At 58.0% G+C, this 25,080-nt stretch carries 18 protein-coding genes and 2 pseudogenes; 6 read left to right on the forward strand and 14 right to left on the reverse strand.

Annotation, left to right across the window (positions count from 1 at the left end; all coding sequences use genetic code 11):
* Nucleotides 1-95: 95 nt before the first annotated feature.
* The 3 genes and pseudogenes from xseA to FQK12_RS27040 form a co-directional block, all read left to right on the forward strand.
* A pseudogene (gene xseA / locus FQK12_RS27030) lies at nt 96-1,482 on the forward strand (exodeoxyribonuclease VII large subunit); the annotation flags it as partial.
* A 68-nt stretch (nt 1,483-1,550) separates the two neighbouring features.
* A complete protein-coding gene (locus tag FQK12_RS27035; protein WP_014230357.1) occupies nt 1,551-2,579 on the forward strand; it encodes a M4 family metallopeptidase in 1,029 nt (342 codons plus the stop codon).
* A complete protein-coding gene (locus FQK12_RS27040) occupies nt 2,576-2,920 on the forward strand; it encodes a protealysin inhibitor emfourin (RefSeq protein WP_014230358.1) in 345 nt (114 codons plus the stop codon). The genes FQK12_RS27035 and FQK12_RS27040 overlap by 4 nt, the downstream gene beginning before the upstream one ends.
* Here the strand turns inward: FQK12_RS27040 and FQK12_RS27045 are convergent.
* The 14 genes and pseudogenes from FQK12_RS27045 to FQK12_RS27110 form a co-directional block, all read right to left on the reverse strand.
* On the reverse strand, nt 2,917-3,132 hold the full coding sequence (locus tag FQK12_RS27045; RefSeq protein ID WP_014230359.1) for a zinc ribbon domain-containing protein: 216 nt from the start codon (nt 3,130-3,132) through the stop codon (nt 2,917-2,919). The genes FQK12_RS27040 and FQK12_RS27045 overlap by 4 nt on opposite strands.
* Before the next feature lie 119 nt (nt 3,133-3,251).
* Nucleotides 3,252-3,644: a cell envelope integrity TolA C-terminal domain-containing protein gene (locus FQK12_RS27050; protein ID WP_014839197.1), complete on the reverse strand. Its 393-nt coding sequence runs from the start codon at nt 3,642-3,644 to the stop codon at nt 3,252-3,254.
* Nucleotides 3,645-3,703: 59 nt separating this feature from the next.
* Nucleotides 3,704-4,081, reverse strand: a complete 378-nt coding sequence (locus FQK12_RS27055) for a TonB family protein (RefSeq protein WP_014230360.1) — start codon at nt 4,079-4,081, stop codon at nt 3,704-3,706.
* 155 nt (nt 4,082-4,236) lie between these two features.
* The gene (gene der, locus FQK12_RS27060) at nt 4,237-5,715 is read right to left on the reverse strand and encodes a ribosome biogenesis GTPase Der (RefSeq protein ID WP_014230361.1); all 1,479 of its coding nucleotides are present in this window, start codon (nt 5,713-5,715) and stop codon (nt 4,237-4,239) included.
* A 115-nt stretch (nt 5,716-5,830) separates the two neighbouring features.
* A complete protein-coding gene (gene bamB / locus FQK12_RS27065; protein WP_004104478.1) occupies nt 5,831-7,009 on the reverse strand; it encodes an outer membrane protein assembly factor BamB in 1,179 nt (392 codons plus the stop codon).
* A gap of 10 nt (nt 7,010-7,019) precedes the next feature.
* Nucleotides 7,020-7,640, reverse strand: a complete 621-nt coding sequence (locus FQK12_RS27070; RefSeq protein ID WP_004853194.1) for a YfgM family protein — start codon at nt 7,638-7,640, stop codon at nt 7,020-7,022.
* Between the two features lie 34 nt (nt 7,641-7,674).
* Nucleotides 7,675-8,949, reverse strand: coding sequence for a histidine--tRNA ligase (hisS, locus tag FQK12_RS27075; protein WP_014230362.1), 1,275 nt, complete (start codon nt 8,947-8,949; stop codon nt 7,675-7,677).
* A gap of 29 nt (nt 8,950-8,978) precedes the next feature.
* Nucleotides 8,979-9,326 (reverse strand): annotated as a pseudogene (locus tag FQK12_RS27080) (ATP phosphoribosyltransferase regulatory subunit); the annotation flags it as partial.
* Between the two features lie 91 nt (nt 9,327-9,417).
* Nucleotides 9,418-10,539 carry a flavodoxin-dependent (E)-4-hydroxy-3-methylbut-2-enyl-diphosphate synthase gene (gene ispG, locus FQK12_RS27085; protein WP_014230363.1) on the reverse strand — a complete coding sequence of 374 codons (1,122 nt, stop codon included), beginning with the start codon at nt 10,537-10,539 and terminating at the stop codon, nt 9,418-9,420.
* A gap of 26 nt (nt 10,540-10,565) precedes the next feature.
* Nucleotides 10,566-11,537, reverse strand: coding sequence for a cytoskeleton protein RodZ (gene rodZ / locus FQK12_RS27090; RefSeq protein WP_014230364.1), 972 nt, complete (start codon nt 11,535-11,537; stop codon nt 10,566-10,568).
* A gap of 277 nt (nt 11,538-11,814) precedes the next feature.
* On the reverse strand, nt 11,815-12,981 hold the full coding sequence (locus FQK12_RS27095) for a bifunctional tRNA (adenosine(37)-C2)-methyltransferase TrmG/ribosomal RNA large subunit methyltransferase RlmN (protein WP_004123586.1): 1,167 nt from the start codon (nt 12,979-12,981) through the stop codon (nt 11,815-11,817).
* A 413-nt stretch (nt 12,982-13,394) separates the two neighbouring features.
* Nucleotides 13,395-13,826, reverse strand: a complete 432-nt coding sequence (gene ndk / locus FQK12_RS27100; RefSeq protein ID WP_004114414.1) for a nucleoside-diphosphate kinase — start codon at nt 13,824-13,826, stop codon at nt 13,395-13,397.
* A 170-nt stretch (nt 13,827-13,996) separates the two neighbouring features.
* Entirely contained in the window at nt 13,997-16,321 is a 2,325-nt protein-coding gene (gene pbpC / locus FQK12_RS27105; RefSeq protein ID WP_014230365.1) for a peptidoglycan glycosyltransferase PbpC, read from the reverse strand.
* Nucleotides 16,322-21,268, reverse strand: coding sequence for an alpha-2-macroglobulin family protein (locus tag FQK12_RS27110; RefSeq protein WP_014230366.1), 4,947 nt, complete (start codon nt 21,266-21,268; stop codon nt 16,322-16,324).
* Nucleotides 21,269-21,668: 400 nt separating this feature from the next.
* Between FQK12_RS27110 and FQK12_RS27115 the strand changes: the two genes are divergently transcribed.
* The 3 genes from FQK12_RS27115 (at nt 21,669) to sseA (ending at nt 25,070) form a co-directional block, all read left to right on the forward strand.
* On the forward strand, nt 21,669-22,880 hold the full coding sequence (locus FQK12_RS27115; protein ID WP_014230367.1) for a hypothetical protein: 1,212 nt from the start codon (nt 21,669-21,671) through the stop codon (nt 22,878-22,880).
* Between the two features lie 35 nt (nt 22,881-22,915).
* Nucleotides 22,916-24,100, forward strand: coding sequence for a M20 family metallopeptidase (locus FQK12_RS27120; RefSeq protein WP_014230368.1), 1,185 nt, complete (start codon nt 22,916-22,918; stop codon nt 24,098-24,100).
* Between the two features lie 124 nt (nt 24,101-24,224).
* Nucleotides 24,225-25,070: a 3-mercaptopyruvate sulfurtransferase gene (gene sseA, locus FQK12_RS27125; protein ID WP_014230369.1), complete on the forward strand. Its 846-nt coding sequence runs from the start codon at nt 24,225-24,227 to the stop codon at nt 25,068-25,070.
* Nucleotides 25,071-25,080: the final 10 nt, after the last annotated feature.

Here is a 25,080-nt window from a genome sequence, read left to right on the forward strand (position 1 = left end):
CATCTACCCTTTTTTGCAAATAATACTTGCGATCCCCTCCCAGCAGGTTACTATCGACTGAATAACCTGCTGATTTAGAATTTGATCTTGCTCACATGTTGCCATCTCAATCCCCCTCAATTTACACGGTTAGCCGCCTCAATCAGTCGGTTCGACTGCTGCTCGAACGTGAAATGGGTCAGGTATGGATCAGCGGCGAGATTTCCAATTTCAGCCAGCCCTCTTCCGGCCACTGGTACTTCACCCTAAAAGACGATAACGCCCAGGTGCGCTGCGCGATGTTCCGCAACAGCAACCGCCGCGTGACGTTCCGTCCGCAGCACGGGCAGCAGGTGCTGGTCCGCGCCAATATCACGCTGTACGAGCCGCGCGGCGATTATCAGATCATCGTGGAAAGCATGCAGCCTGCGGGCGAAGGTCTGCTTCAGCAGAAGTATGAACAGCTCAAGACCGCGCTGGCGGCGGAAGGCTTGTTCGATCAGCAGCATAAAAAAACGCTCCCCTCTCCCGCGCACTGCGTCGGCGTCATCACCTCTAAAACCGGTGCTGCGCTGCACGATATTTTACACGTGCTCAAGCGCCGCGATCCTTCCCTGCCGGTGATTATTTACCCGACCGCCGTCCAGGGGGAAGATGCGCCGGGGCAGATCGTTCGCGCGATTGAGCTGGCCAACGCGCGCCAGGAGTGCGACGTGCTGATTGTCGGGCGCGGCGGCGGTTCGCTGGAAGATTTATGGAGCTTTAACGATGAGCGAGTGGCGCGGGCGATTTTTGCCAGCCCTATTGCCATCGTCAGCGCCGTAGGCCATGAGACTGACGTCACTATCGCCGATTTTGTCGCCGACCTGCGCGCGCCGACGCCTTCCGCGGCGGCGGAAATGGTCAGCCGCAACCAGCAGGAGCTGCTGCGCCAGCTCCAGTCCGGGCAGCAGCGCCTTGAAATGGCGATGGACTACTTCCTTGCCAACCGCCATCGTCGCTTTACCCAGGTTTTTCACCGCCTGCAGCAGCAGCATCCTCAGCTGCGGCTGGCCCGTCAGCAAACGGAGCTTGAAAGATTGCGTCAGCGCATGCGTTTCGCTCTTGAGACGCAAATAAAGCGCGCCGACCAGCGCCAGCAGCGCGCCGCGCAGCGCCTGAATCAACAAAACCCACAGCCGCGAATTCACCGCGCCCAGAGCCGTATTCAACAGCTGGAATACCGGCTGGCGGAAAACATCCGAGCGCGTCTTGGCGAGCAACGTGAACGCTTCGGTAATATGGTCACGCACCTGGAAGCCGTCAGCCCGCTGGCGACGCTGGCCCGCGGCTATAGCGTCACTTCCGCCAGCGACGGCAAGGTGCTGAAACAAACGAAACAGGTGCGCGAGGGAGACGTTCTCACTACCCGCCTGAACGATGGCTGGGTAGAGAGCGAAGTGAAGAACATCACGCCGGTGAAGAAAACCCGTTCCCGCAAAAAAGCCGGATAAGCCTGCCATTTCGACCGAGGATAACTATACTGCTGTCATGCCCTTTTTAAACGGTTCTATCCGGCTAAGGAGCGTGATATGCCAGATGCTTATCCTCGTTATGTAATTCCGCCCTACATTTTACGCCGCATTGTCGATCGCGGTTCCCTTCAGCAGCAGCGCTGCGCGCAGAATACCCTCAGCCACGTTCAGACCCTGATGGCGCACGTTCCGGGGCGCCCTGCCGCGCCCCACGTCACCACGCCGGGCCTGCTTGAACGCGACATTTATGATGCCGGGCAGACCCAGGATCTACCGGGTACTCAGGTCCGTTTTGAGGGACAGCCCTCCAACGGCGACGTTGCCGTTGATGAAGCCTATGACTATCTCGGCATCACCCATGATTTTTTCTGGAAGAGCTACCAGCGCGATTCGCTGGATAACCGCGGATTGAAGCTCACCGGCAGCGTCCACTATGGTCACGAATATCAAAACGCATTCTGGAACGGCCAACAAATGGTGTTTGGCGACGGGGATGGCGAGATTTTTAATCGTTTTACTATCGCCATTGACGTAGTGGCGCACGAACTAAGCCACGGCGTGACGGAGAGCGAAGCCGGTCTCATCTATTTCGAACAATCCGGCGCGCTGAACGAATCGCTTTCCGATGTTTTCGGTTCGCTGGTCAAACAGTATCAGCGCCAGCAGACGGCAGACAAAGCGGACTGGATCATTGGCGAGGGGCTACTCGCGAAAGGCATCCACGGCAAAGGTCTGCGCTCAATGTCGCAGCCGGGTACCGCATACGATGACCCTGTCCTTGGCAAAGATCCGCAACCCGCCCATATGAAAGATTTTGTTCATACCCAGCAGGATAACGGCGGCGTGCATATCAACTCCGGCATTCCTAATCACGCCTTTTATCTCGCCGCCAGCGCCCTCGGCGGTTTTGCATGGGAGAAAGCGGGATACGCCTGGTACGACGCGGTGTGCGATCAATCTCTGGCAAAAGACGCCGATTTCTCAGCCTTTGCCAGGCTGACGATTCGCCACGGCGAGAAACGCTCTGGCAAAGAGGCCGCAGAGGCGATTACTCAGGCCTGGGAGCGGGTCGGAGTGGTGCTATGAATCTTGCCGATCTTAGCGATGACGCGGTGATTGAGCTGGCGCGCGAGGGTGGCGTTGCCTGGATCCCGGCGCTCAGCGGGATGCGTAAGATCGTCGTGGCGAAGCTCAACGAGCAACAGAAGCAGCGGATCGCGACGATTCTCCAACAGTCGCTACCGCTGGGCAAGCCGCCGGGCCAGCCCGACTCGCCTGGCCGGGGCGACCAGCGTTTTTTTCGCATCCAGATCGTTAGCGAGCAGCGCTACCACAGCCTGATTATTCTCATCCCGGAGGATCGTGCGCCAGATTCACTGGTTGAACTCTGGCGCGACGGCGAAGGCTGCGTCAGCGATAAAGATTAAATCGGCACAAACTCGACGCGTTTTTTCGAAATCAGCCCGTGGCCATTCTGGCAAAAATAATCCACCGCGCCGCAGGCTTTTAACACCTCCAGCGGCTTGTGGCAGTCCGGGCAGCGGGCTTCGACAACATACTCTTTCGCACAACGCTCGCAGCGGGCGCTATTGCCCTGCACAGCAAGCTGCGTATGGCACACGGGGCAATCAAATTCCATGGTGACTCCTGACGACGGGTATATCGCTTTATTTTATCACGGTTGCACAATCTGTGGCTGCTGCCAGTCATTATCCTCCAGCAGGTTATTCGCCCCCAGGCGGTCCGCCACCTTTAATTTTATTCACCCTGCATACTGAATCGGGACTGAGCAAAAGCATCATAGACCTGCTTATCGGTAAACGGCGGAAAAGTGGCCCGTTTAGCGGCATCAACCAGCGCGGCACAATAGGCTTTATGACCTTCACTCGTTGTCACGCTATTCAGTTTCCCCTCATCGCTAAATCTCAGATGTATTGTGCATTTTTTTCCCGTCCAGCCGTAGCGATTGGATAACCGGGAATCAATAGACTCTTTTATCGCTCTCGCCTGTTTGCCATATTTATCGTCATCGCTGAAGCGTCCGGAGCTACAGCTCCCAAGCGCTGATGTCTTATGACAGTCAGAAGGATGAAACGGCGTACAGCTGCTGGCTAAAATAACCAAACCGACCATCACTATTGTTTTTTTCATATCCCTGCCCCCATCGTTTGACACGATTCTCCCCTACGCTCATTTACCCGTGTTCTACTTTAGCGAAAAGGGACGCCGCTGCTTTGAATACTGCCGGGCTGGTTTGGCGCTGGCACCTCTACGCAAAGCGGCCCCGGCGTGAAATGAATGGTAATGATGTTATTGCTGGAAGGCTTCCCTTTGACGTATCGCCATTTTTCCATTGCGGCCCTGACTTCATTATCAAACATTCCGGAAGGATCGGAGCTTAATAACCGAACGTGAGTCACCCGCCCATTCTCATCAACGTCAAATTGCGCTTTAACCAGGCCCGGTATCCCTTTTTTTTCGGCTTTCGCGGGATAAGCAGGCTTAACGCGTGGTTCAATCGGTTGTGATTCAGCGGCACAGGCTATGGGAATAAGAAACAGCATCAGGAGGGTTAAAAGGCGTTTCATTCAGACCTCATTGTCACAAAAATATTTATCCTCCCTGGTTTGTCTCACATTTATAACCCGGCCTCAAGCGAGTTTATTATTCTGCGCATGTACAATGGCGATAATAAAAAAGCCCGGCGGATGCGGGCTTTAGGTTTTTGATGCTGGCAGATAGCTTATTTGCTTTTCTTGATGTGCTTAATCAAGCGTTTACGCTTACGCATCTGGTTCGGCGTCAGGGTATTGCGTTTGTTGGCAAACGGGTTTTCCCCTTCCTTGAACTGAATACGAATCGGCGTGCCCATCACTTCCAGCGATTTACGGAAGTAGTTCATCAGGTAGCGTTTATAAGAATCCGGCAGATCTTTAACCTGGTTACCGTGAATAACCACGATCGGCGGGTTATAACCACCGGCGTGGGCATATTTCAGCTTCACGCGACGGCCGCGCACCAGCGGTGGCTGATGGTCTTCAGCAGCCATGGTCATGATGCGGGTCAGCATAGCGGTACCCACGCGACGGGTTGCGCTGTCGTACGCCTCGCGCACGGATTCAAACAGATTGCCTACGCCGCTGCCGTGCAGCGCGGAGATAAAGTGCACGCGGGCAAAGTCGATAAAGCCCAGACGGAAGTCCAGGGTCTCTTTCACCTGCTCTTTTACTTCCTGGCTCAGGCCGTCCCATTTATTGACGACAATCACCAGCGAACGACCGCTGTTGAGGATAAAGCCCAGCAGGGAGAGATCCTGATCGGAAATCCCTTCGCGCGCATCAATCACCAGCAGCACCACGTTGGCGTCTTCAATCGCCTGCAGCGTTTTGATCACCGAGAATTTTTCGACGACATCGGTAATTTTGCCGCGCTTGCGCACGCCTGCGGTATCGATAAGGACGTATTCACGCTCATCGCGCTGCATCGGGATGTAGATGCTGTCGCGAGTGGTTCCCGGCATATCGTAAACCACCACACGATCTTCACCCAGGATACGGTTGGTGAGCGTTGATTTACCCACGTTCGGGCGGCCCACAATCGCCAGCTTAATCGGCAGATCCTGCGGGTTAAAATCATCTTCCGGCTCTTCAAGCGCTTCGCCGTTCTGCTCGGCTTCGAACTGCGCCCAGTATGCTGCGTCTTCGTCCACTTCTTCCGGCGGGTTCACCTCGTCAACCCACGGCAGCAGCACGTGCTCGAGCAGGCTGGTGACGCCGCGGCCATGGGAAGCGGCGATAGGATAAATCTCGCCTAACCCCAGCGACCAAAAATCGGCAATCGCCTGATCGGCATCGATACCGTCAGTTTTGTTTGCCACCAGGAAAGTCGGTTTCTCACGGGAGCGCAGATGTTTCGCAATTGCCGAATCCGCCGGCATCAGGCCCGCACGCGCATCGACCATAAACAGCACCACGTCCGCTTCTTCAATCGCCAGCAGCGACTGTTCCGCCATTCGCGTTTCTACGCCATCTTCGGTACCGTCGATCCCGCCGGTATCGATACAGATAAATTCGCGGCCTTCCACTTCAGCACGACCGTACTTACGGTCACGAGTCAGCCCCGGGAAATCCGCGACCAACGCATCGCGAGTGCGCGTTAAGCGGTTAAAGAGCGTGGATTTTCCAACGTTAGGGCGCCCGACAAGCGCGACCACAGGTATCATGTTAAATGCCTCATACAAAAATCGATACAACGCCCGTTTTCACGGCGTTTTTAAAAAAGCCAAAACGGCCCCTGTCTGCCAGGGGCCGTTTCTCAAAAATAGACTACCGCTGTTGTTAACGCGTAATCGCGTACAGCGTGCCGTCTTTCGCCTGAATCAGCAGTTTGCCGTCAGCAACAACCGGATCGGTCAGGAAGCCTGAGCTGTCCACCTTCTGCTGAGCCACAAAGTGACCATCTTCAGGGTTGACCCAGTGCATATAGCCTTCGCTATCGCCAACAACCAGATTGCCATTATACAGCACAGGCGCCGTCAGCAGGCGGTGCAGCAGATCGCTTTGCGTCCACAGCGTCACGCCGCCGTCGGTGGTGAGCGCCAGCAGACGGTCATTCTGGTCAACCAGGTAAATACGGTTGCCGTCGACAATGAAATCGTTCACTGAACCCAGCTCGCGTTTCCACATAATCTGGCCGCTGCGCAGATCCAGCGCCGTCAGGTTGCCGTTGTAGGCCAGCGCGTAAATCACGCCGTTCACGATAACCGGCGTCGTGTCGACGTCGTTAAGACGGTCGATTTCGGTCGGACCGGTCGCGGTAGAGATACGCTGCTGCCAAATCATCTGGCCCTGCTGCATCAGCACCGCGCTGACGCGACCGTTGTCGCCGCCTACAATAGCTGCGCCGTAGGCGGTAGCCGGAGCGGATTCGCCGCGCAGGGAGAGCGCTGGCATATCAAGGTTAACGGTCCATTTCACCGCGCCATCGGCTTCGTTCAGCGCCTGAAGCTGACCGTTAGTGGTATGAATCAGCACCATGCCGTCGCTGACGACCGGACGAGAAATCGCTTCACCCGCCACGCTCGCTTCCCACGCGACGGTGCCGTCGCTGGTGTTCAGCGCATAAACTTTCGCTTTTTCGCTACCGATATAAACGTGGCCGCCGGAGACGGTCACGCCGCCGGAGAGCAGCGCAGGCGCGCGGGAGAACCAGCCGTCTTTCTCTGCCAGATTAACCGACCACACCTCTTTGCCGTCGCCTGAATTAAGGGCTTTAACGGTACCTTTACGATCTGCGGCATACACGACGCCATCAGCAAAAGCCGGGTGCAGGTTAGAGTAGAATTCGCCAATACCGCCGCCAACGGAGGTGCTCCAGGAGGTGGACGGCGTAAACTGGTTTTCCACCGTCGGCAGTGGCGACATTTTCACCACATCTTCTTCGCTGTTAAACAGCGAACAGCCGCTCAATAAGGTAACGGAAAGCAGCCCTGGCAGAAGTAATTTACGCAATTGCATCGAGTCCCTCTCAGATGGACAAATTATTTATTTTCATACGCATCATTTCGCTGAGCGCCGGTGAGGCATCGCTTTTCGCGCCCGCTTCCCATGCTGCTTTCGCCCCTTGCTTATCGCCTTTGCTCAGCAGGATCTCGCCGCGCAGGTCAGCGACAATTGCGGTCCAGCCTTCGCCTTTCACGGCATCCAGGGTTTTCAGCGCGGCATCAGGCTGCTTAAGCTGCAGCTGGACGCGAGCAAGACGCATATTGATAACCGATTTCAGGTTATCATCAGAAGCGGCCGTAAGCCCCTGCTGAAGCTGCTTTTCAGCGTTCTGCAGGTCGTTTTTATCGACAAACTGCTGCGCCAGCTCAAGAGAAGCAAACGCACCATAGGTGTTTTTGCTGTCGGCGGCAAATTTCTGCGCAGCGTTCAGCGCTTCTGGTTTATCCGATTTGAGGGCGGAAATCGCATTTTCATAAGCCAGAGACGAGCCTCTGGCGGTATCCAACTGATGGGAGGTCCAGTAGCGCCAGCCAACCAGCGCGCCAACGCCCAAAATCACCCCAACGGCCAGCGCCTTGCCATTTTCAGCAAAGAAACGCTTCAGCGCGTCGACCTGATCGTTTTCGTTATTGTAAAGTTCCACGCAGTCCTTCTCCTGACTAATGATTCCCGGGAGATTAACCCAGAAGTGTGCGCAAATGCGCGGCAACGCTATCCTGCGTTACGGTAGTTTGCTCTCCTGAGCGTAAATCTTTCACTACCACGTTTCCGTCAGCGATTTCTGATTCGCCCAGCACCAGCGCAACGCGAGCGCCCCATTTATCAGCGCGCGCAAACTGCTTCTTAAAGTTGCCGCCGCCGTGGTTGGTCATCAGCTTAACGCCGGGTAACGCATCGCGTACCTGTTCAGCCAGACGCATTGCTGCGGACTGGGTGTCAGTTCCGGAGGCTACCAGGTATATATCGACAACAGGATCGGCTTTAAATTCCGGATTCACTGCCTGAACCAGTAAAACAAGACGTTCCAGCCCCATCGCAAAGCCGACGCCAGGGGTTGCGCGACCGCCAAGCTGCTCAACCAGACCATCGTAACGGCCGCCGGCGCAGACGGTGCCCTGGGAACCGAGGCTGGTTGTGACCCACTCAAACACGGTGCGGTTGTAATAGTCGAGACCGCGCACCAGACGCTGATTCACGGTATAGCGGATACCGGCATCATCCAGCAGCGCGCAAAGTCCCGCAAAATGCGCTCTGGACTCTTCATCAAGATAGTCGCCCAGCGTCGGGGCGTCGTTCAGCAGCGCCTGGACGTCCGGGTTTTTAGAATCCAGCACGCGCAGCGGGTTAGTGTACATGCGGCGTTTGCAGTCTTCGTCCAGCTTATCTTTATACTGCTCAAGATAGGCCACCAGCGCGTCGCGATAGTTAGCGCGAGCCTCCAGCGAACCGATAGAGTTCAGCTCCAGCGCAACGTGGCTGGAAATGCCCAGCTCGCGCCACCAGCGGGCGGTCAGCATAATCAGCTCGGCATCAATATCCGGCCCCTGCAGACCGAACGCTTCCGCGCCAATCTGGTGGAACTGGCGATAACGCCCTTTTTGCGGACGTTCGTGGCGGAACATCGGCCCGATATACCACAGGCGCTGTTCTTGATTGTACAGGAGACCATGTTCGATGCCGGCGCGTACGCAGCCAGCGGTACCTTCCGGACGCAGAGTCAGGCTATCGCCGTTACGGTCCTCAAAGGTGTACATCTCTTTTTCAACCACGTCGGTCACTTCGCCGATAGCGCGTTTGAATAACGGGGTCTGCTCTACAATCGGCAAACGGATTTCGCTGTAACCGTAGCTACCAAGCACCTGCTTCAGTGAGCCTTCAATGCGCTGCCAGAGAGCGGTTTCGCCCGGCAGATAATCGTTCATGCCACGGATGGCTTGAATGTTCTTTGCCACGTTTATTCTCTTTATATATACAAAAATNGGCGCTCGTGACGGAACATTGGCCCGACGTACCACAGACGCTGTTCTTGATTGTACAGCAGACCATGTTCGATGCCGGCACGTACGCAGCCCGCCGTCCCTTCCGGACGCAGCGTCAGGCTGTCGCCATTGCGGTCTTCGAAGGTATACATCTCTTTTTCAACCACGTCGGTCACTTCGCCGATCGCGCGTTTGAATAACGGGGTCTGCTCTACAATCGGCAAACGGATTTCGCTGTAACCGTAGCTACCGAGCACCTGCTTCAGTGAGCCTTCAATGCGCTGCCAGAGAGCGGTTTCGCCCGGCAGATAATCGTTCATGCCACGGATGGCTTGAATGTTCTTTGCCACGTTTATTCTCTTTATATATACAAAAATGAACCCCGGCGCCTCGCGCCCGCAGGTTCAATCATACACGGGAAGCGTATCGCTTCCCAACACGTTATTTCGCTTCAACCTGCTGAATATCGATGCGACGCGCCTCATCAAGCATCGATGCTTTAGCGCGAATACGCGCTTCCAGCTGATCGATCATATCGTCGTTATCCAGTCGGTCTTTACGTACGCCGTCTTCGTACAGGCCGCTTTTCTTGTTGCCGCCGGTCACGCCGAGGGTGGAAACCAGCGCCTCGCCGGGACCGTTTACCACGCAGCCAATGATCGAAATATCCATCGGCGTAATGATATCTTCCAGGCGCTGCTCCAGCGCGTTAACGGTACCGATAACGTCAAACTCCTGACGTGAACATGTCGGGCAGGCAATGAAGTTGATTCCGCGAGAGCGAATGCGCAGCGACTTGAGAATATCGAAGCCCACTTTGATCTCTTCAACCGGATCCGCCGCCAGGGAGACGCGCAGCGTATCGCCGATCCCTTCAGACAGCAGCAGGCCGAGGCCGATCGCGGACTTCACCGCGCCGCTGCGCGCCCCGCCCGCTTCGGTGATCCCGAGGTGCAGAGGCTGATCGATCTGTTTCGCCAGCAGGCGGTAGGATTCAACCGCCAGGAACACATCGGAAGCTTTCACGCTGACTTTAAACCGATCGAAGTTGAGACGATCGAGGTGATCGACATGGCGCATTGCCGATTCCAGCAGCGCCTGCGGGGTGGGTTCACCGTATTTTTCCTGGAGATCTTTTTCCAGAGAGCCGGCGTTCACCCCGATGCGGATAGGGATATTTTTATCGCGAGCGCAGTCCACCACCATGCGGATACGCTCTTCGTTGCCGATATTGCCCGGGTTAATGCGCAGGCAATCAACGCCGTATTCCGCTACCTTCAGGGCAATGCGGTAATCGAAGTGGATATCGGCAACCAGCGGTACGCTAACCTGCTGTTTGATAAGCTTGAACGCTTCCGCCGCGTCCATCGTCGGCACCGAAACGCGCACGATATCCGCGCCAACGCGCTCAAGGGCTTTAATTTGATTTACCGTCGCCGCCACATCGGTGGTGCGCGTGTTTGTCATCGACTGTACGGCGATGGGAGCGCCATCGCCAATCGGCACATTCCCAACGTAAATTCGCTTTGATTTTCTACGTTGAATCGGAGCCTGGTTATGCATGAAAAATCTCCCGCGTTACCCGTCTATTACTGCGCCGGTGATTGTTCGGCATTGAGGGTCAGACGTGCAACCTGGTTAGTTCTGATAAAACGACTCAAATCGACTGGTTTACCCAGATACTGTATCTGTACCGCCGCCGGGGCACCGATTTTCAGCTTATAAGGCGCCTGACCGCTCAGATTGAGGTTACCGCCTTTACGCTGTAAACCGCTGAACAGCTTTTTACCGGTCGCATCGCTCACTTCCAGCCAGCAGTCGGCGGTAAAATTCAGCACCAGATCCTGGGCGGAGGCCGCCGCAGCGGTCACGTTTGCCTGGTCGGTCGGTAACGGCGAAGTTGCCGGCGCTGCCGCCGTATCGACGTTGGCCTGAGAAGGCGCGACAACGGCGTTATTCTCGGCCAGAGCCGGGGCCGGGGCCGACGCCGCTGGCGCCGGAGACGTTTCTACAGGCGCGCTGTTGGCGGCGGTATCCGGTGCAGAATTCGCCGATTGATTATCCAGAGGGATGCTTTGGCTGTTGCTATCGCCCGCATTCAGTTCGGCGGAGGATTGATCGGCCATCGTGGAGATCTCGTCCTGCTGCGCTTTGTGGTCCTGCCACCACCAGGCGCCGCTGAGGCCAATCACCACGAACAGCACCAGCCAGGTAAAGCTCATTAGCCAGCCGTCGCGCTTTTTACGGCGTTTACCCAGCGAGAAGCTCTGCATGGGGGCAACTTTCGCCGCCCGGATCGGAGCCTGCTTGGCCATCATCGGCAGCAGCTCTTCTTCAGGAATGTGCACAAGGCGGGCATAAGAGCGGATATAGCCGCGCAGGAAGGTTGAAGCAAGATCGGCGGGTGCCTTATCGTCTTCAATATCACGAACCGTGGAAACCTTCAGGCATAAGCGTTCAGCCACCGCCTGCTGGCTGAGCCCGAGTTGTTCGCGGGCATTACGCAGACGCGCGCCCGTGGTGTTTGCTTCTTGATGGTCTTGAGTGGCTTCAGTATTCATTCGCTACAACTACTGGTACGTGAAATTTAAAATTCAGCGCCGGTGACCCCGCGCCGCGAGACATCTGCTCAACGTCAGACAAACAGTATAAGTCCGTATGACCTGGTATCACAGAGACTTATCAATATTGAATGCTAAGCGGTTGTTGTACCGCTACATACTGCCTCAAAGTCGACAAAAACGCACCGTAATTATTAACCACAACAGCGTATTTCGCCCGGCGATTCCACATAAATATGCAGCGCACCGCCAGGGCTGTGCGCTGCATCATTGATTATCAGACCGCCTTCACGTCGATGGCTTCGCCCTGCATACGTTTACGCAGCGTACGCTTGGTACGGTCGATAACGTCGCCGGCCAGCTGACCGCATGCGGCATCAATATCGTCGCCGCGGGTTTTACGCACGATCGTGGTGAAACCATACTCCATTAACACCTTGGAGAAACGGTCGATACGGCTGTTGGAGCTACGGCCATACGGCGCGCCCGGGAAGGGGTTCCATGGGATCAGGTTGATTTTGCACGGCGTATCTTTCAGCAGCGCGGCCAGCTCGTGCGCATGCTCGGTGCCGTCGTTGACGTGATCCAGCATGACGTATTCGATAGTGACGCGTCCCTGGTTGGCGTTGGACTTCGAAATATAGCCACGCACCGAGTTCAGGAAGGTCTCAATATTGTATTTCTTGTTGATCGGCACGATTTCATCACGAATGGTATCGTTCGGCGCGTGCAGAGAGATGGCCAGCGCGACGTCAATCATATCGCCAAGCTTATCGAGCGCCGGCACCACGCCGGAAGTGGAGAGCGTGACGCGACGTTTAGAGAGACCAAAACCGAAGTCATCGAGCATGATCTCCATGGCCGGCACCACGTTAGTCAGGTTCAGCAGCGGCTCGCCCATCCCCATCATCACCACGTTGGTAATCGGACGTACGCCGGTGGTCTTCACCGCGCCGACGATTTTCGCCGCGCGCCAGACCTGGCCGATAATTTCCGAAACCCGCAGGTTGCGGTTAAAGCCCTGCTGGGCCGTAGAGCAGAATTTACACTCCAGCGCGCAGCCCACCTGGGAAGAAACGCACAGGGTGGCGCGATCGTCTTCCGGGATATACACGGTTTCGACGCGCTGATCGCCAACGGCAATCGCCCACTTAATGGTACCGTCGCTGGAGCGCTGCTCTTCAACGACTTCCGGGGCGCGAATCTCCGCGACTTCCTTTAATTTGCCGCGCAGAACTTTGTTGATATCGGTCATCTCGTCAAAGTTATCGCAGCAGTAGTGATACATCCATTTCATCACCTGATCGGCGCGGAAAGGCTTTTCGCCCATGTTTTTGAAAAACTCGCGCAGCTGCTGACGATTCAAATCCAGCAGGTTGATTTTGGCATCTTTGTTCGGCACCGTCAGAGCGGCGCTATCAGGTGTGACTATTTGTTCAGACATAATTGATTCCGGCCTCGTTATTACACGTTATGGCCCCTGGAGGGTTGAAAAAAGAAACGCCCCGGGAGCGACTGCTCATCCGGGGCGCTGTATTCTACAAATTCTGGTCCATCAATACCACGTTTGCACGCAGCAATGATGAAAAAATCTGTAACTGCCTGGCAGATCCTCTAAGGATTTTCGATTGTCGCAAGGCGGTAAGCAAGTGAAGCCCCGGGAGCATAGATAAGCGACCGGGGTGAACGCGCGCAGCCAACACAGCGATAGTCGAAAAGACGACGAGGATGGGTATCTCCAAAGTATTTTACGTCACGGCGAGGCGGCGAATTCGCAAATCCCGGGAGCATAGATAACTATGTGACCGGGGTGCGCGAATGAAGCCAACAAAGCGGTGGCGTGAAAGACGCGGGAGATTAGCGGGTGCGCGGGCAAACCTCGCCTTCAGCAAAGAAAAACGCGATCTCGCGCGCAGCGGATTCAACGGAATCGGAACCGTGGGTGCCGTTCTCGGTGAAGCTGTCAGCGTAGTCTGCGCGCAGGGTACCCGCCAGCGCGTTCGCCGGGTTGGTTGCGCCAAGCAGGTCACGATGACGCTGAACCGCATTTTCGCCTTCCAGCACGGAAACCACGATCGGGCCGGAAGTCATGAATTCAACCAGACCGTCAAAGAACGGGCGACCTTCGTGCTCAGCATAGAAGCCGCGAGCCTGCTCAACGGTCAGATGCAGCATTTTGGTGCCAACAATTTTGAACCCTGCAGCTTCAAAGCGAGAAAAGATGCCGCCAATAACGTTTTTTGCCACCGCGTTTGGTTTGATGATGGAAAAAGTACGTTCAATAGCCATGATAACCTCTTTATATATGTTGTTCTGTTTTGCAGATGAGCAGATGAGACCGATAAATACGGCGCGAATTATAATCATCATCTAAGGCGATTGCCTATGTGTTTAGGTAACATTTTTTTAAAAAAAAGCGACCTTAAACAACAAATCCCGCCAATTAAGGCACGTTACGTTTATTGCACGGTGAAGTTCACGGCAACAATTTGCCCCGCCTCGTCCATCACTACCAGCTGATAACGGTCAGGGCGATCGATGTTAAGGGTCGCGCTGGCGCCTTCCGCCGGCAGAGGCTCACCGTTAAGAAACCACCAGCGGCGCCCCTCCCCGCCGGTCGTTTGCAGCGGCAGCATCACCTTTTGCTCGCCGGGCAGCCGTTTAACCACCGCGCCTTCACGAAGACCGGAGAGCACCAGCGGAGCGGCATCCGCGGTTTGCACCGGCGGACACGCCGCCGAAACCGCAGGCAGCCTGACGCGACGCCGTTCGCCTGCGGGTAGCCAGGGTTCAAGCGGCAGGGGCCAGACGTCGAGGCTTTTCTCTACCGCGCCGGGGCAATCTGCCGCCACCCGCAGCCCTTTCTCATTCAGCCATACCGGGAAGCGAATCCCGCGGATACCTTCCTGGCCGGGCAGCAGGAGGGTCGGCGGCTGGCTCTCATCGAGCAACCAGGTGGCCAGCCGTCGGCGGCAGTTCGCGTCGCCCGCGGGTAAATTCTGCCCGCCGGGCCAGCAAACCGTCCCGGCGCTGACCGACGACGGGCGAGGGTCGGCCGGCAATCCGCCGCGGCTCATCGCCGGGCGCGCCAGCAGCATATTATTCACCTGGTTCAGCAGCGGCACCGCGCTGGCGAAGCCAAACTGCCCGACGACCGGCGTGCCGTCGGGTCGCCCGGTCCAGATACCTATCAGATAGCGGGCGTTCACGCCGATCGCCCAGGCATCGCGGTAGCCGTAGCTGGTTCCGGTTTTCCACGCCAGCGGCACCACCTGCACCAGCGACGCATCGGGCACCGGCTGCGCTTCGCCGGCCAGTATGCGCCGCACGATCCACGCGGCGCCCGGCGACAGCAGCGGCCTCTCAACCAGCGGTGAGTCTGGCGTGATGCGCAATTGTCCCGCCTTACCATGGCGGGCGAACGCGCTGTACGCCGCCACGATATCCGCCAGACGCGCGCCGCCTCCGCCGAGGATCAGCGACAGATTCGGCTCCGCGCCGGCGGGCAGCATCAGCGGCAATCCGGCATTGCGTAGCCTGGCGGCAAAACGCTTCGGCCCGTAGGCCTCCAGCACCTGCACTGCCGGAAGGTTCAGCGAGCGAACCAGCGCGTCGCTGGCGCTCACCGGCCCGTGAAAACCGCTGTCAAAATTCCCCGGCCGGTAGTCGCTAAACCGTCGCGGCACATCCTGTAACAACGAAGCCGGATGGATCAGCCCCTCATCCAGCGCCATACCATAAACAAACGGCTTCAGAACCGAGCCCGGGGAGCGGATCGCCGAGACCATATCAATATGACCAAAGCGGCTATCATCGTTGATATCCACCGACCCTACCCAACCGCGCACCTTCATATTGGTATGGTCGACCACGATCATCGCTAAAGAGCTGCGCGGCGGCAGGCGCGATTTCCAGTTCAGCGCCAGGTCTTCCAGCTGCCGCTGCAGTCCGGCATCCAGCGTCGTTACCACCTTCTCTGCGCGGCTGCTCGCCAGCGCGCGGCGGGCAAAAAGCGGCGCCAGCTGCGGCATCTGCCGCGGAAAGAGCCAGACGGGCTCTTCGATAGCTTCTCGTACCGGCTGCGCCGGCCACACGCCCTGATTTTCCATCCGCAGCAGCACCTTATCGCGCGCCGCCTGCGCTCGCTCCGGCCAGCGATCCGGACGCAGCCTGCTCGGCGCCTGCGGCAGTACCGCCAGCAGCGCCGCTTCGCCATAGCTGAGCTGCGCGGGCGGTTTACCGAGATAGGCCCAGCTGGCTGCGCCGATCCCCTGCAGCGTACCGCCGAACGGCGCCCGGTTGAGGTAGAGCGTGAGGATCTCGCTTTTTGACAGATGCCACTCCAGCTGCAGCGCGCGCCATAGCTGACGCAGCTTGCCGCCAAAGGTTCGGGGATGCGGATCGAGCAGGCGCGCCACCTGCATGGTCAGGGTGCTGCCCCCAGAGATCACCCGCCCGGAAGTGAGATCCTGCCAGGCAGCGCGAACGATCGAGAACGGATTAACGCCGGGGTGATCCCAGAACCAGCGATCTTCATACTGGATCAGCGCCTGTAAATAGCGCGGCGAAACGTCAGCCAGGGTCACCGGATAGCGCCAAACGCCCTGCGCGTCGGCGAAACGCCACAGCGGCGTCCCGTCTTCCGCCACCACCACTCGGGCAGGCGTCACCTCGCGCAGCGGCAGCGGCCACAGGCGATCGGCGGCCAGCAGCAGCAGCCACAGCAAAAAAATAAACGCCGCCAGCCAGCGCCAGCGGCGTTTAATGCGCTTCAGTGCCCGCATTTAGGGTGCAACGGTGAGCGGTCCGCTGGCCGCGCCGGTTGCCCGCCACTGCGGCACGTACATTGACTCGACCTGCGGCTGCGGTACCTGATAGGTGCCCGGCGTCACCGCGCGCGCCAGATAAACCAGCGTCACCGGCTGGCCTTCATTGATAGCCACCGCGGCGACGAAGCGATCGTCGCGAAACTCAATGTGCTGAATATCGGCCTGCTGCATCTGGTTAAGCAGATTCTGCACCACCTCGCCGTTCTCCTGCAGGCTGGCGCTGCTGTTGGCCAGATTCTGGTTTTCCAGCTCCAGCCCCGCCGGGAGTAAATCCACCACCAGCGCGTCCGGGACGTTACGCTTAGCCGTCACTTCCAGCTTCACCAGCACCAGTTCGCCGCTGCGCAGCGAAGAGAGCGATTTCTGCTGGCCCTGGGTATCGAAAATTTGCCGTTCAATGCCGAGTACGTTGCCCCCCGGCTGCGGCGCGTTCTGCGGATATCCGCTGCTGTCGAGACGGAGCCACAGCGGCTGCTGGCCGGTATTGGTCACCTGCAAGGCCGCCAGCTGGTCGCCGGTCAGGTTGCGGGTTTGCGCTTTCTCGCCGGAGAGCGGTTCGGCCTGCACGGAGGTTTGCGCCTGCCAGCTGCCGGGGAGATCCTGCAGCGTACGCCCGGCCAGGAACAGGGCGTTACTCTCCTGCGTCGAGAGCCAGCGCTGGCCGTAGGCTTCGTCCGCCAGATGGCTGAGCAGCGTATTTTGCGCTTCCGGCAGCAGTTTGTTCTCCTCCAGCAGCGCCAGCTTCAGCGCATCGTCGCGCAGCTCGCTGCCGTAATCGCCGAGCCAGCGATTCGCGTCCTGCCGCGGCGTCGTCAGCGCCAGCTTCAGGGCTTCGCCGCCGCGCGGCGCATCGCCCATCAATTTCAGGGCCACGCCCAGCTGCAGCAGCGGCAGACCGGAACGCGCCTGGTCGTGACGGCTCCAGATTTCGCGCAGCGCGCCGAGCGGCGCTTTCTGCTGCCGGGCCAGTACCAGCGCGGCGTAGGCCTGAGCGGCAAAGCGGCTGGCCTGGGCATCATCGCTATAGCGGACGGTCATCAGCCCCGGCTCCTGTAAATAACGCAGCAGGCGCTGGTTGCCGTTATTGACGGCGTTCGTTGGTACGCTGTAGCCCTGCTCGCCCGCCCGGACGAGGAAGTCCATCGCGTAGGCGCTCAACCAGTACTCCTCCGGCCCTTCTTTATCCCACAGGGCGAAACCGCCATCATCGCGCTGCATCTGCAGCAGACGAGAAATGCCGATATCCACCGCCGCGCGTCGCTTTTCATCGCTATCGCCGCCGATCCCCAGGGCTTTAAGCTGGGCGGCGTTGGTATAGAGCGACGGGAACAGCCCGCTGGTGGTCTGCTCCAGGCAGCCGTAAGGATAGGCTTTCAGGTCGCGTATATAGCGCGCCAGGTTCAGCGGCGGCTTACCGCTGAACACCAGCTGCCCCTGCAACGTCGCGGGCGAGAAGCCCTCGCTTTGCGCCGCCGGAGCCTGCCAGCTTTCACCCGGCTGGAGGACAGCGCCGGAATTCACGGTTTGCGCCGGGAAAGCCGGACGCACGCCCAGCTGCCACTGCTTCTGCATCGGCGCGAAGGTTTCACCCGGCAGGTTCAGGCCGCTGATGGTGGCATTCACCTGACCATCGCCAAAGCCTTGCTGCGCGCGAACCGGCACAAACAGCGTGCTGCGCGCGCCGGGAGCCAGATGCACCGGCGGTATTTCTCCCCCTTCAAGCTGCAGCAGACCGCTGGCGGCCAGCGCAACGTTGAGGGTCTGCGGCTTATCGGTCAGATTGCTGAGATCCAGCGCCAGGCGAGTGGTATCTCCGCTGGCGAGGAAGCGCGGCATATTCAGCTCGGCAATAACCGGCGCCGCCACGATCGTTTTTCCTTCGCTGCTGCCAAAATCCTCAGCGGTCCACGCCTGGGCCATAACCCGCAGTTCGCCGTTAAAGTCGCCAATCGGCAAAGTCACCGTCCCTTCGCCTTTCTCATCCAGCACCACCGGCTGCGCCTGCTGAGCGATAATCGTCACGTGATTAACCGGCGGTTTGCCGCCGCGTTTGAGTTCATCACCGTCGCCGCCGAAGCGCAGGCTGGCGAGTCTCCCCTGCCCTTCGATCACCTGACCATAGATATCGTAAATATCGGCGCCGTAGCGTTTCTGGCCAAAGAAAGCGTTCCACGGATCTGGCGTTGCATAGTCGGTGATATTAAGTACGCCGCTATCGACGGCGGAGAGCAGCACGTTAACCTGTTTCGGCGTCTCGCCTTCTTTGACGCTGGCCTTAACGTTGACCTTCAGCGGCTGGTTGGGGCGCATTTTATCCGGCGCTTCCAGCGTCAGGTTCAGACGGCGATTTTCATCGCCAAGCGGCAGATGCAGCAGACCCACCGCCCGTTTTGGCGTCGCGGACTGGGATTTATCCCCCGGACGAATCACCAGGGTGCTGAGGTAGAGGTCGTGACGATTCCACGCTTTATCCACCGGGATCGATAGCTCCATCCCTTCCGCCGGGACGTCAATCTCCTGCCACCACAGCGGCCCTTCGCTTGATTCCACCAGCGCGTAGCCTTTACCGGCTGCCGGAGCGGCGATATGCAGCTTGATCGTATCGCCCGGTTTATAGGCCGGTTTGTCCAGCTTCATGGTGACGCGGTCCGGACGCGCCGCCCCCTGGCCATCGCTGTTATCCTGCCAGCTGTATCCGGCCCAGAAGCGCACGCTGCTGACCGCATCATCCGGCCCTTTAACTTCCAGGCGATAAGAACCCCACTCGACCGGGAAGCTCACTTTCGCCGTTTGTCCGGCTGAAATATCCAGCGACTCCTCGCCTTCCTGAAGATCTTTTTGATCGAACTGCGACTGCCAGCCTTCGCTCTCGGACCAGTTCCAGTAGTAGTCGCGGCGTTCGCGAATCAACCGAACCTGCAGCCCGGAGACCGCTTTCTTCTCACCTTTGGCGTCGGCATACACAATCTCAAACGCGGCGGTGCCGTTTTCATCCACCACCGGCTGCTTGATAGTGCTGTCGGTGCGATAGTCGTAAACCTCTTTCAGGGCAAATTCCGGTCGGATACCCGGCAGCGTTTCGGCCGGCCAGATCGGCTGCCTGACGATGCGCGTGACCGGTCTGCCGCCGGACTCCAGCAGGCTGGCCTGCAGGATCACCTGCAGCGGCGAGCGGCTCTCCTGCCACTGGCTGGCGGCGGTGACTTCCGCATGTCCGCGATCGTCCAGGGTGGTCTGTACTTCATCCAGGCTGCGGGAAAGGTTCTCTTCGGCAATGTCGCCAAACTGGAAGCCCGGCAGCGCAGGCACCGCATCGCGCAGCGGACGCAGGAACAGTTTACCCTGCAGCGGGTTGCCGCTGGCCGGCGCGCCGTACAGATACGCCCCGCTCACGGCAAAGCTGACATCCGCAGCCGGCGAAACCGGGGCATTTTGCGGCGTGAGATTCAGCGCCATGCGCTCAGGCATAAAATCTTCAACGTGAAAATCCCACTCGCGCGGCTGGTTGTCGCCGGTGCTGGCGCGAATGTGCCACATCCCGGTCGCCGCGCCGCTATCGAGCGGATAAGTCAACTGATACAGGCCGTTAACCGGTTTGCTGACCGTCGAACGAATAACCTGGCCATCCGGCTGCACGACTTCCAGCTTCACCGGCTGCTCGGGGAGCGGTTTACCGTCGCTATCGCGCAGTAGCGCGTTGAGAATAACCGTTTCGCCCGGACGATAGAGATCCCGTGGGCCAAACATAAATAGCTGCTTGCTGAAGCCCGGCGCACCGGCGATGGAAAATTCAGCCAGGTCCAGCGCCGGAAGTTTGAGATCCAGCAGAGTGGTTTGCCCGTCCTTACGCGCCAGCAGCAGCGCCGCTTCTTTGTCCGTTTGCAGCGTCACGTGCCCCTGAGCGTCGCTCTTCGCCTGCGCCAGGGTTTGCCCTTTGGCGTTCAGCAGCTGCACATCGATACCGGACTGCGCCGCGCCGTTTTCCAGGCTCTGGGTAAAGACATCCAGCCGGTTGTGGTAGCGGTGCGCGGATACGCCGATATCGCTGAGGGTGAACAGCGTCGCGGCGTTGCTATAGCTGTAGCGGCCCGCCTGGTTCATCACCGCGATATAGACGCCCGGCTCCTGCAACGGCTTGATATCCGCCAGCGGCAGCAGCAGTTTTTCGCGCGTATTGCGCGCCGGGTTAAGGTCAAAACGGCCGGTGTAGACCAGATCGGCCATCTTCAGCAGCTCGTCCGACTCCCAGTTGCTCAGGGAATTGCGGTATTCCCATTGGCTGACGAAGGCGGAGAGCGATTCAGGTTTGATGCGGAAAAAATTGACGTCGATGTTATCGACATTCAGCGCCATCACCGGCAGTCCGGCCACCACTTTCCCCGGCAGCAGCGAGCCGCGGCTGGCAAAGCCGATGCTCGGGGCGATATCGCGGGTGGTAATGGTTTTTTCAACGCTGCTGTCTAAGGTCGCTTTATTCAGCGCGGTCAGGGTGGGGTCGAGCGAAACGATCAGCTCGCGTTTTGGCTCAAGATGGCGTAGACGCAGCTCTTTAAGGTTGGGCGCCAGCTCCCATGCCCCATCGACTTTGCCGCTTTTTTTGTCGACCAGATGCACGCTGCGGGAGAAATCCTGATCCGGCTGCAGAGGAATAGAGAAGGTCAGCACCAGCGTCGCCGCGCCGTCGAGCTGAACTTCAGAAGCATCCAGCAGCGTTAACGCTTTGCCTTTGCTTTTTTCAGCCAGCGCCGCCAGCTGGGCGCTGTCCGGCTTCGCGGGAGCGCTATCTGCCGCCGCGGATGGCGCCGACGCGACCGCCTGCGGTTTGCCGCTGTCGTCACAGGCGGTCAACGATAGCGCGGTAAGTAGCGCCAGAGATAGCGCCGCCAAACGAAATGGTTTCATCCTTCTAACCCCTCGGCCCGCAGGCCAGATAAATTCAGTGAACACATTATTATGCGTTAACGGCAGAATTACCAATAGCGCGCTAGCAAGCAATATTGGTAGGGACCACGGATAGCAGGAGTGGATTAATTTAACGGATATACCACGCTACGATTTTTCTTATATCAACTTTTAATATCCTCAGCTATCGATACTTTTTATTCTGAAATCCCATTCTCTCCGCCCATATAAATTGACAAGGCGCGCGTTTTCTATTTATTGTTCGGGATATCATTGCCTTTAAAATATAAATTATTACGCCGGCGATGATATTGACTGTACGTTCCAGCGTTTACCAGATAGCACAACATCAACCCATCTCATATAAATATATATGGGATTAATAATATGGAAGTTATTTATGTCTCAGATGGTCGCACTGTCGATTATTATTTTAATTCTTTATATCGGCGACGTTGTTTCAACCCGCACAAAAGCCTGGATTCCTTCCGTATTTGTCTGTGCGGTCCTGTTTTTAATCGGGTACTGGACATTTTTCCCGGCAGATATTATCAGCCGGGCCGGAATCGGCACGCCGGTTGCCATAATGCTGATGTATCTGTTAATCACCAATATGGGCACCCTGCTGTCGCTAAAAGAGCTGGCGCAGCAGTGGAAGACCGTGGTCATCTCCCTCGCCGGCATTGCCGGGATCGCGGCGGCGGTCTTTGCGGTGAGCCTGGCGCTGTTCGACCGCAACACCGCGCTGGTCACCATTCCTCCGCTGGTCGGCGGTATCGTCTCATCGCTGATTATGTCGCAGGGCGCGAGCAGCGCCGGCCTGGTCGACCTGTCGGTTTTTGCCATTTTGATTTACGTGATGCAGGGGTTTGCCGGATATCCGCTCACCGCCATCATGCTGCAGCGCGAAGGTAAAACGCTGCTTGCCCGCTACCGCAGCGGCGAGCACCGACCCGATAACATCGCCGATGAGCACGCGATGCTCACCGTTGGTGAGGAGAAAATGCCGCGCCTGTTCAGTAAAATCCCCGTTAGCTACAACAGCAACTACTTTAAATTCCTGCGGCTGGCGCTGGTCGGCTGTCTGGCCTGGCTTGTCGCCGACCTCGCGAAGCCGATAGTGAATATCAGCCCCTTCGTGCTGTGCCTGTTTTTTGGCGTAGTGTTTACCTCGTTAGGCTTTCTTGAAAAACATATGCTGCATAAGGCGAACGGCTTTGGCTTCGCCATTATGGCATTGATGCTATTTATCTTTGATACCTTAAACAAAGCCACGCCGGAGATGCTGCTGCGCCTGCTTTTCCCGATGGTGGTGTTAATCGCCACGGCGGCGATCGGGATGTTTGTGGTCTCCTGGCTGGTCGGGAAACTGCTTGGCGTCAGCGGCCCGATGGCTTTCGCCATCTCATTGACCGCGCTGTACGGTTTCCCCGCCGACTATATTATTACCAACGAGGCCATTAACGCCCTCACCCACGATGAAAAAGAGCGCCAGATGCTGACCCACCATATGCTGGGCCCGATGCTGGTCGGCGGATTCGTCTCCGTCACCATGGTTTCGGTGGTGTTAGCCGGAATTCTGGTCGGCTATCTGACCCCCGCTGTCGGCTGAGCGCGTTGAATTTTTAGCAAATGATGGAGCCATTGATGATTAACCCTGACATCACCGCGATTATCGCCAGAGAAGAACAGGCGATGATCGCTTTTCGTCGCGACCTGCACGCCCATCCGGAACTTCCTTGGGAGGAGAAGCGCACCACGGATCGCGTCGCCGCCGGACTGGAGGCCATCGGTATCCCTTACCGCCGGACGCATCCCACCGGAATCATCGCCGACATCGCCGGCGGCCAGCCGGGTAAAACCGTGGCTCTGCGCGCCGATATGGATGCGTTACCGGTGGTGGAGCTGAACGACCCGCTCGACTATAAATCACAAACTCCCGGGAAAATGCACGCCTGCGGCCATGACGCCCATACCGCCATGCTGCTGACCGCCGCCCGTGCGTTATATGACGTCCGCGAGCAGCTGGCGGGCAACGTCCGGCTGATCTTTCAGCCTGCGGAAGAGATTGCCGAGGGGGCGAAGGCGATGATTCAGCAGGGGGCTATCGATAACGTGGATAACGTTTTCGGGATGCATATCTGGTCCGGCACGCCGTCCGGCAAAATCTCCTGCAACGTCGGTTCCTCCTTTGCCTCAGCCGATTTGCTGAAAGTGACCTTCCGCGGCCGCGGCGGCCACGGTTCGATGCCGGAGGCCTGCGTCGATGCGGCGGTGGTCGCTTCCGCTTTCGTGATGAATCTGCAGGCTATTGTGGCGCGAGAAACCTCCCCGCTGGAGTCCGCGGTAGTCACCATCGGCAAAATGGATGTCGGCACGCGCTTTAACGTCATTGCCGAAAACGCCGTTCTTGAAGGTACCGTGCGCTGCTTCAGCCTGGAAGCGCGCCAGCGCCTGGAAACGGCCATTACCCGCTATGCCGAGCATACCGCCGCGGTATATGGGGCGACCGCTCAGGTTGACTACTGCTACGGTACGCTACCGGTGATCAACGAAGAGCGCAGCGCGCTGCTGGCGCAGTCGGTTATCCGCGACGCGTTCGGCGATGGCGTCCTTTTCAATGAAAAACCGACCACCGGCGGAGAAGATTTTAGTTTTTATATGCAAAATATCCCCGGCGCCTTTGCGCTGCTCGGCTCGGGCAATAAAGAGAAAGGCAGCGACTACGCGCACCATCACGGCTGCTTTAATATCGACGAGCAGGTGATGAAAAGCGGCGCTGAACTGTACGCGCAGTACGCCTGGCGCTACCTGCAGCAAAACGCGTTTTAAGCCAATCCTCCCCCGACGCCGCTCGGGGGAATATCACATTCCCGCCGCCTCTCCTTGAAAATGCCTTGTCGATATCGCAAAAAACAACAACAATCACTCTATTGTTGATGACACGGAGGCACTCATGTCTACCTCGTTTTTTGTCGCTGCCGACTGGCTGGCAGAGCATATTGATGACCCGGAAATCCAGATTATCGACGCGCGGATGGCCCCTCCGGGACAAGAAGAGCGCGATCTTAACGCTGAGTATCAGGCAGGCCATATTCCCGGCGCCGTCTTTTTCGATATCGAAGCCCTCTCTGACCACACCAGCCCGCTGCCGCACATGATGCCGCGCGCGGAGGCGTTTGCCGTCGCCATGCGCGAACTTGGCGTCAGCAGCGATAAGCATCTGGTGGTATACGATGAAGGCAATCTCTTCTCCGCGCCGCGCGCCTGGTGGATGCTGCGCACGTTCGGCGTTGAAAAGGTGTCGATTGTCGCCGGTGGGCTGGAGGGCTGGCGCCGCGATGGGCTACCGCTGGAGCAGGGCCTCCCCGAACTGCCGGAAGGTGATTTTGACGGCCGCGTCGATCCGCTGGCGATCAAGCGCTTGACGGATGTGCTGCTGGTCAGCCACGAAGGATCGGCGCAGATCGTCGATGCGCGCCCTGCAGGACGCTTTAATGGCCAGGTGGCAGAGCCGCGACCGGGACTGCGCAGCGGGCATATTCCCGGCGCGCTAAACGTACCGTGGACGGAACTGGTGATTAACGGCGAACTCAAAACCACCGATGAACTCAACGAGATCTTCGCGCGTCAGGGCGTCGATTTTGAACGGCCGATTATTGCCAGCTGCGGCTCCGGCGTAACGGCGGCGGTCGTCGTGCTGGCGCTCACCACCCTCGGCGTTAACGGCGTTAGCCTGTACGACGGCTCATGGAGCGAATGGGGGGCGCGGACGGATTTGCCGATTGAACCGGCGCAGTAGGCAGTAAAGA

Source organism: Klebsiella sp. ME-303 (assembly GCF_007910085.1).
In the GTDB taxonomy this organism is placed as follows: Bacteria; Pseudomonadota; Gammaproteobacteria; order Enterobacterales; family Enterobacteriaceae; genus Klebsiella; species Klebsiella michiganensis.

Bases quoted from the DNA above. Each gene is read 5' to 3' on its own strand.
- FQK12_RS27035 (WP_014230357.1), top strand. From the start codon at position 1,551: ATGCCAGATGCTTATCCTCGTTATGTAATTCCGCCCTACATTTTACGC.
- FQK12_RS27040 (WP_014230358.1), top strand. From the start codon at position 2,576: ATGAATCTTGCCGATCTTAGCGATGACGCGGTGATTGAGCTGGCGCGC.
- FQK12_RS27045 (WP_014230359.1), bottom strand. From the start codon at position 3,132: ATGGAATTTGATTGCCCCGTGTGCCATACGCAGCTTGCTGTGCAGGGC.
- FQK12_RS27050 (WP_014839197.1), bottom strand. From the start codon at position 3,644: ATGAAAAAAACAATAGTGATGGTCGGTTTGGTTATTTTAGCCAGCAGC.
- FQK12_RS27055 (WP_014230360.1), bottom strand. From the start codon at position 4,081: ATGAAACGCCTTTTAACCCTCCTGATGCTGTTTCTTATTCCCATAGCC.
- der (WP_014230361.1), bottom strand. From the start codon at position 5,715: ATGATACCTGTGGTCGCGCTTGTCGGGCGCCCTAACGTTGGAAAATCC.
- bamB (WP_004104478.1), bottom strand. From the start codon at position 7,009: ATGCAATTGCGTAAATTACTTCTGCCAGGGCTGCTTTCCGTTACCTTA.
- ispG (WP_014230363.1), bottom strand. From the start codon at position 10,539: ATGCATAACCAGGCTCCGATTCAACGTAGAAAATCAAAGCGAATTTAC.
- rodZ (WP_014230364.1), bottom strand. From the start codon at position 11,537: ATGAATACTGAAGCCACTCAAGACCATCAAGAAGCAAACACCACGGGC.
- FQK12_RS27095 (WP_004123586.1), bottom strand. From the start codon at position 12,981: ATGTCTGAACAAATAGTCACACCTGATAGCGCCGCTCTGACGGTGCCG.
- ndk (WP_004114414.1), bottom strand. From the start codon at position 13,826: ATGGCTATTGAACGTACTTTTTCCATCATCAAACCAAACGCGGTGGCA.
- pbpC (WP_014230365.1), bottom strand. From the start codon at position 16,321: ATGCGGGCACTGAAGCGCATTAAACGCCGCTGGCGCTGGCTGGCGGCG.
- FQK12_RS27110 (WP_014230366.1), bottom strand. From the start codon at position 21,268: ATGAAACCATTTCGTTTGGCGGCGCTATCTCTGGCGCTACTTACCGCG.
- FQK12_RS27115 (WP_014230367.1), top strand. From the start codon at position 21,669: ATGTCTCAGATGGTCGCACTGTCGATTATTATTTTAATTCTTTATATC.
- FQK12_RS27120 (WP_014230368.1), top strand. From the start codon at position 22,916: ATGATTAACCCTGACATCACCGCGATTATCGCCAGAGAAGAACAGGCG.
- sseA (WP_014230369.1), top strand. From the start codon at position 24,225: ATGTCTACCTCGTTTTTTGTCGCTGCCGACTGGCTGGCAGAGCATATT.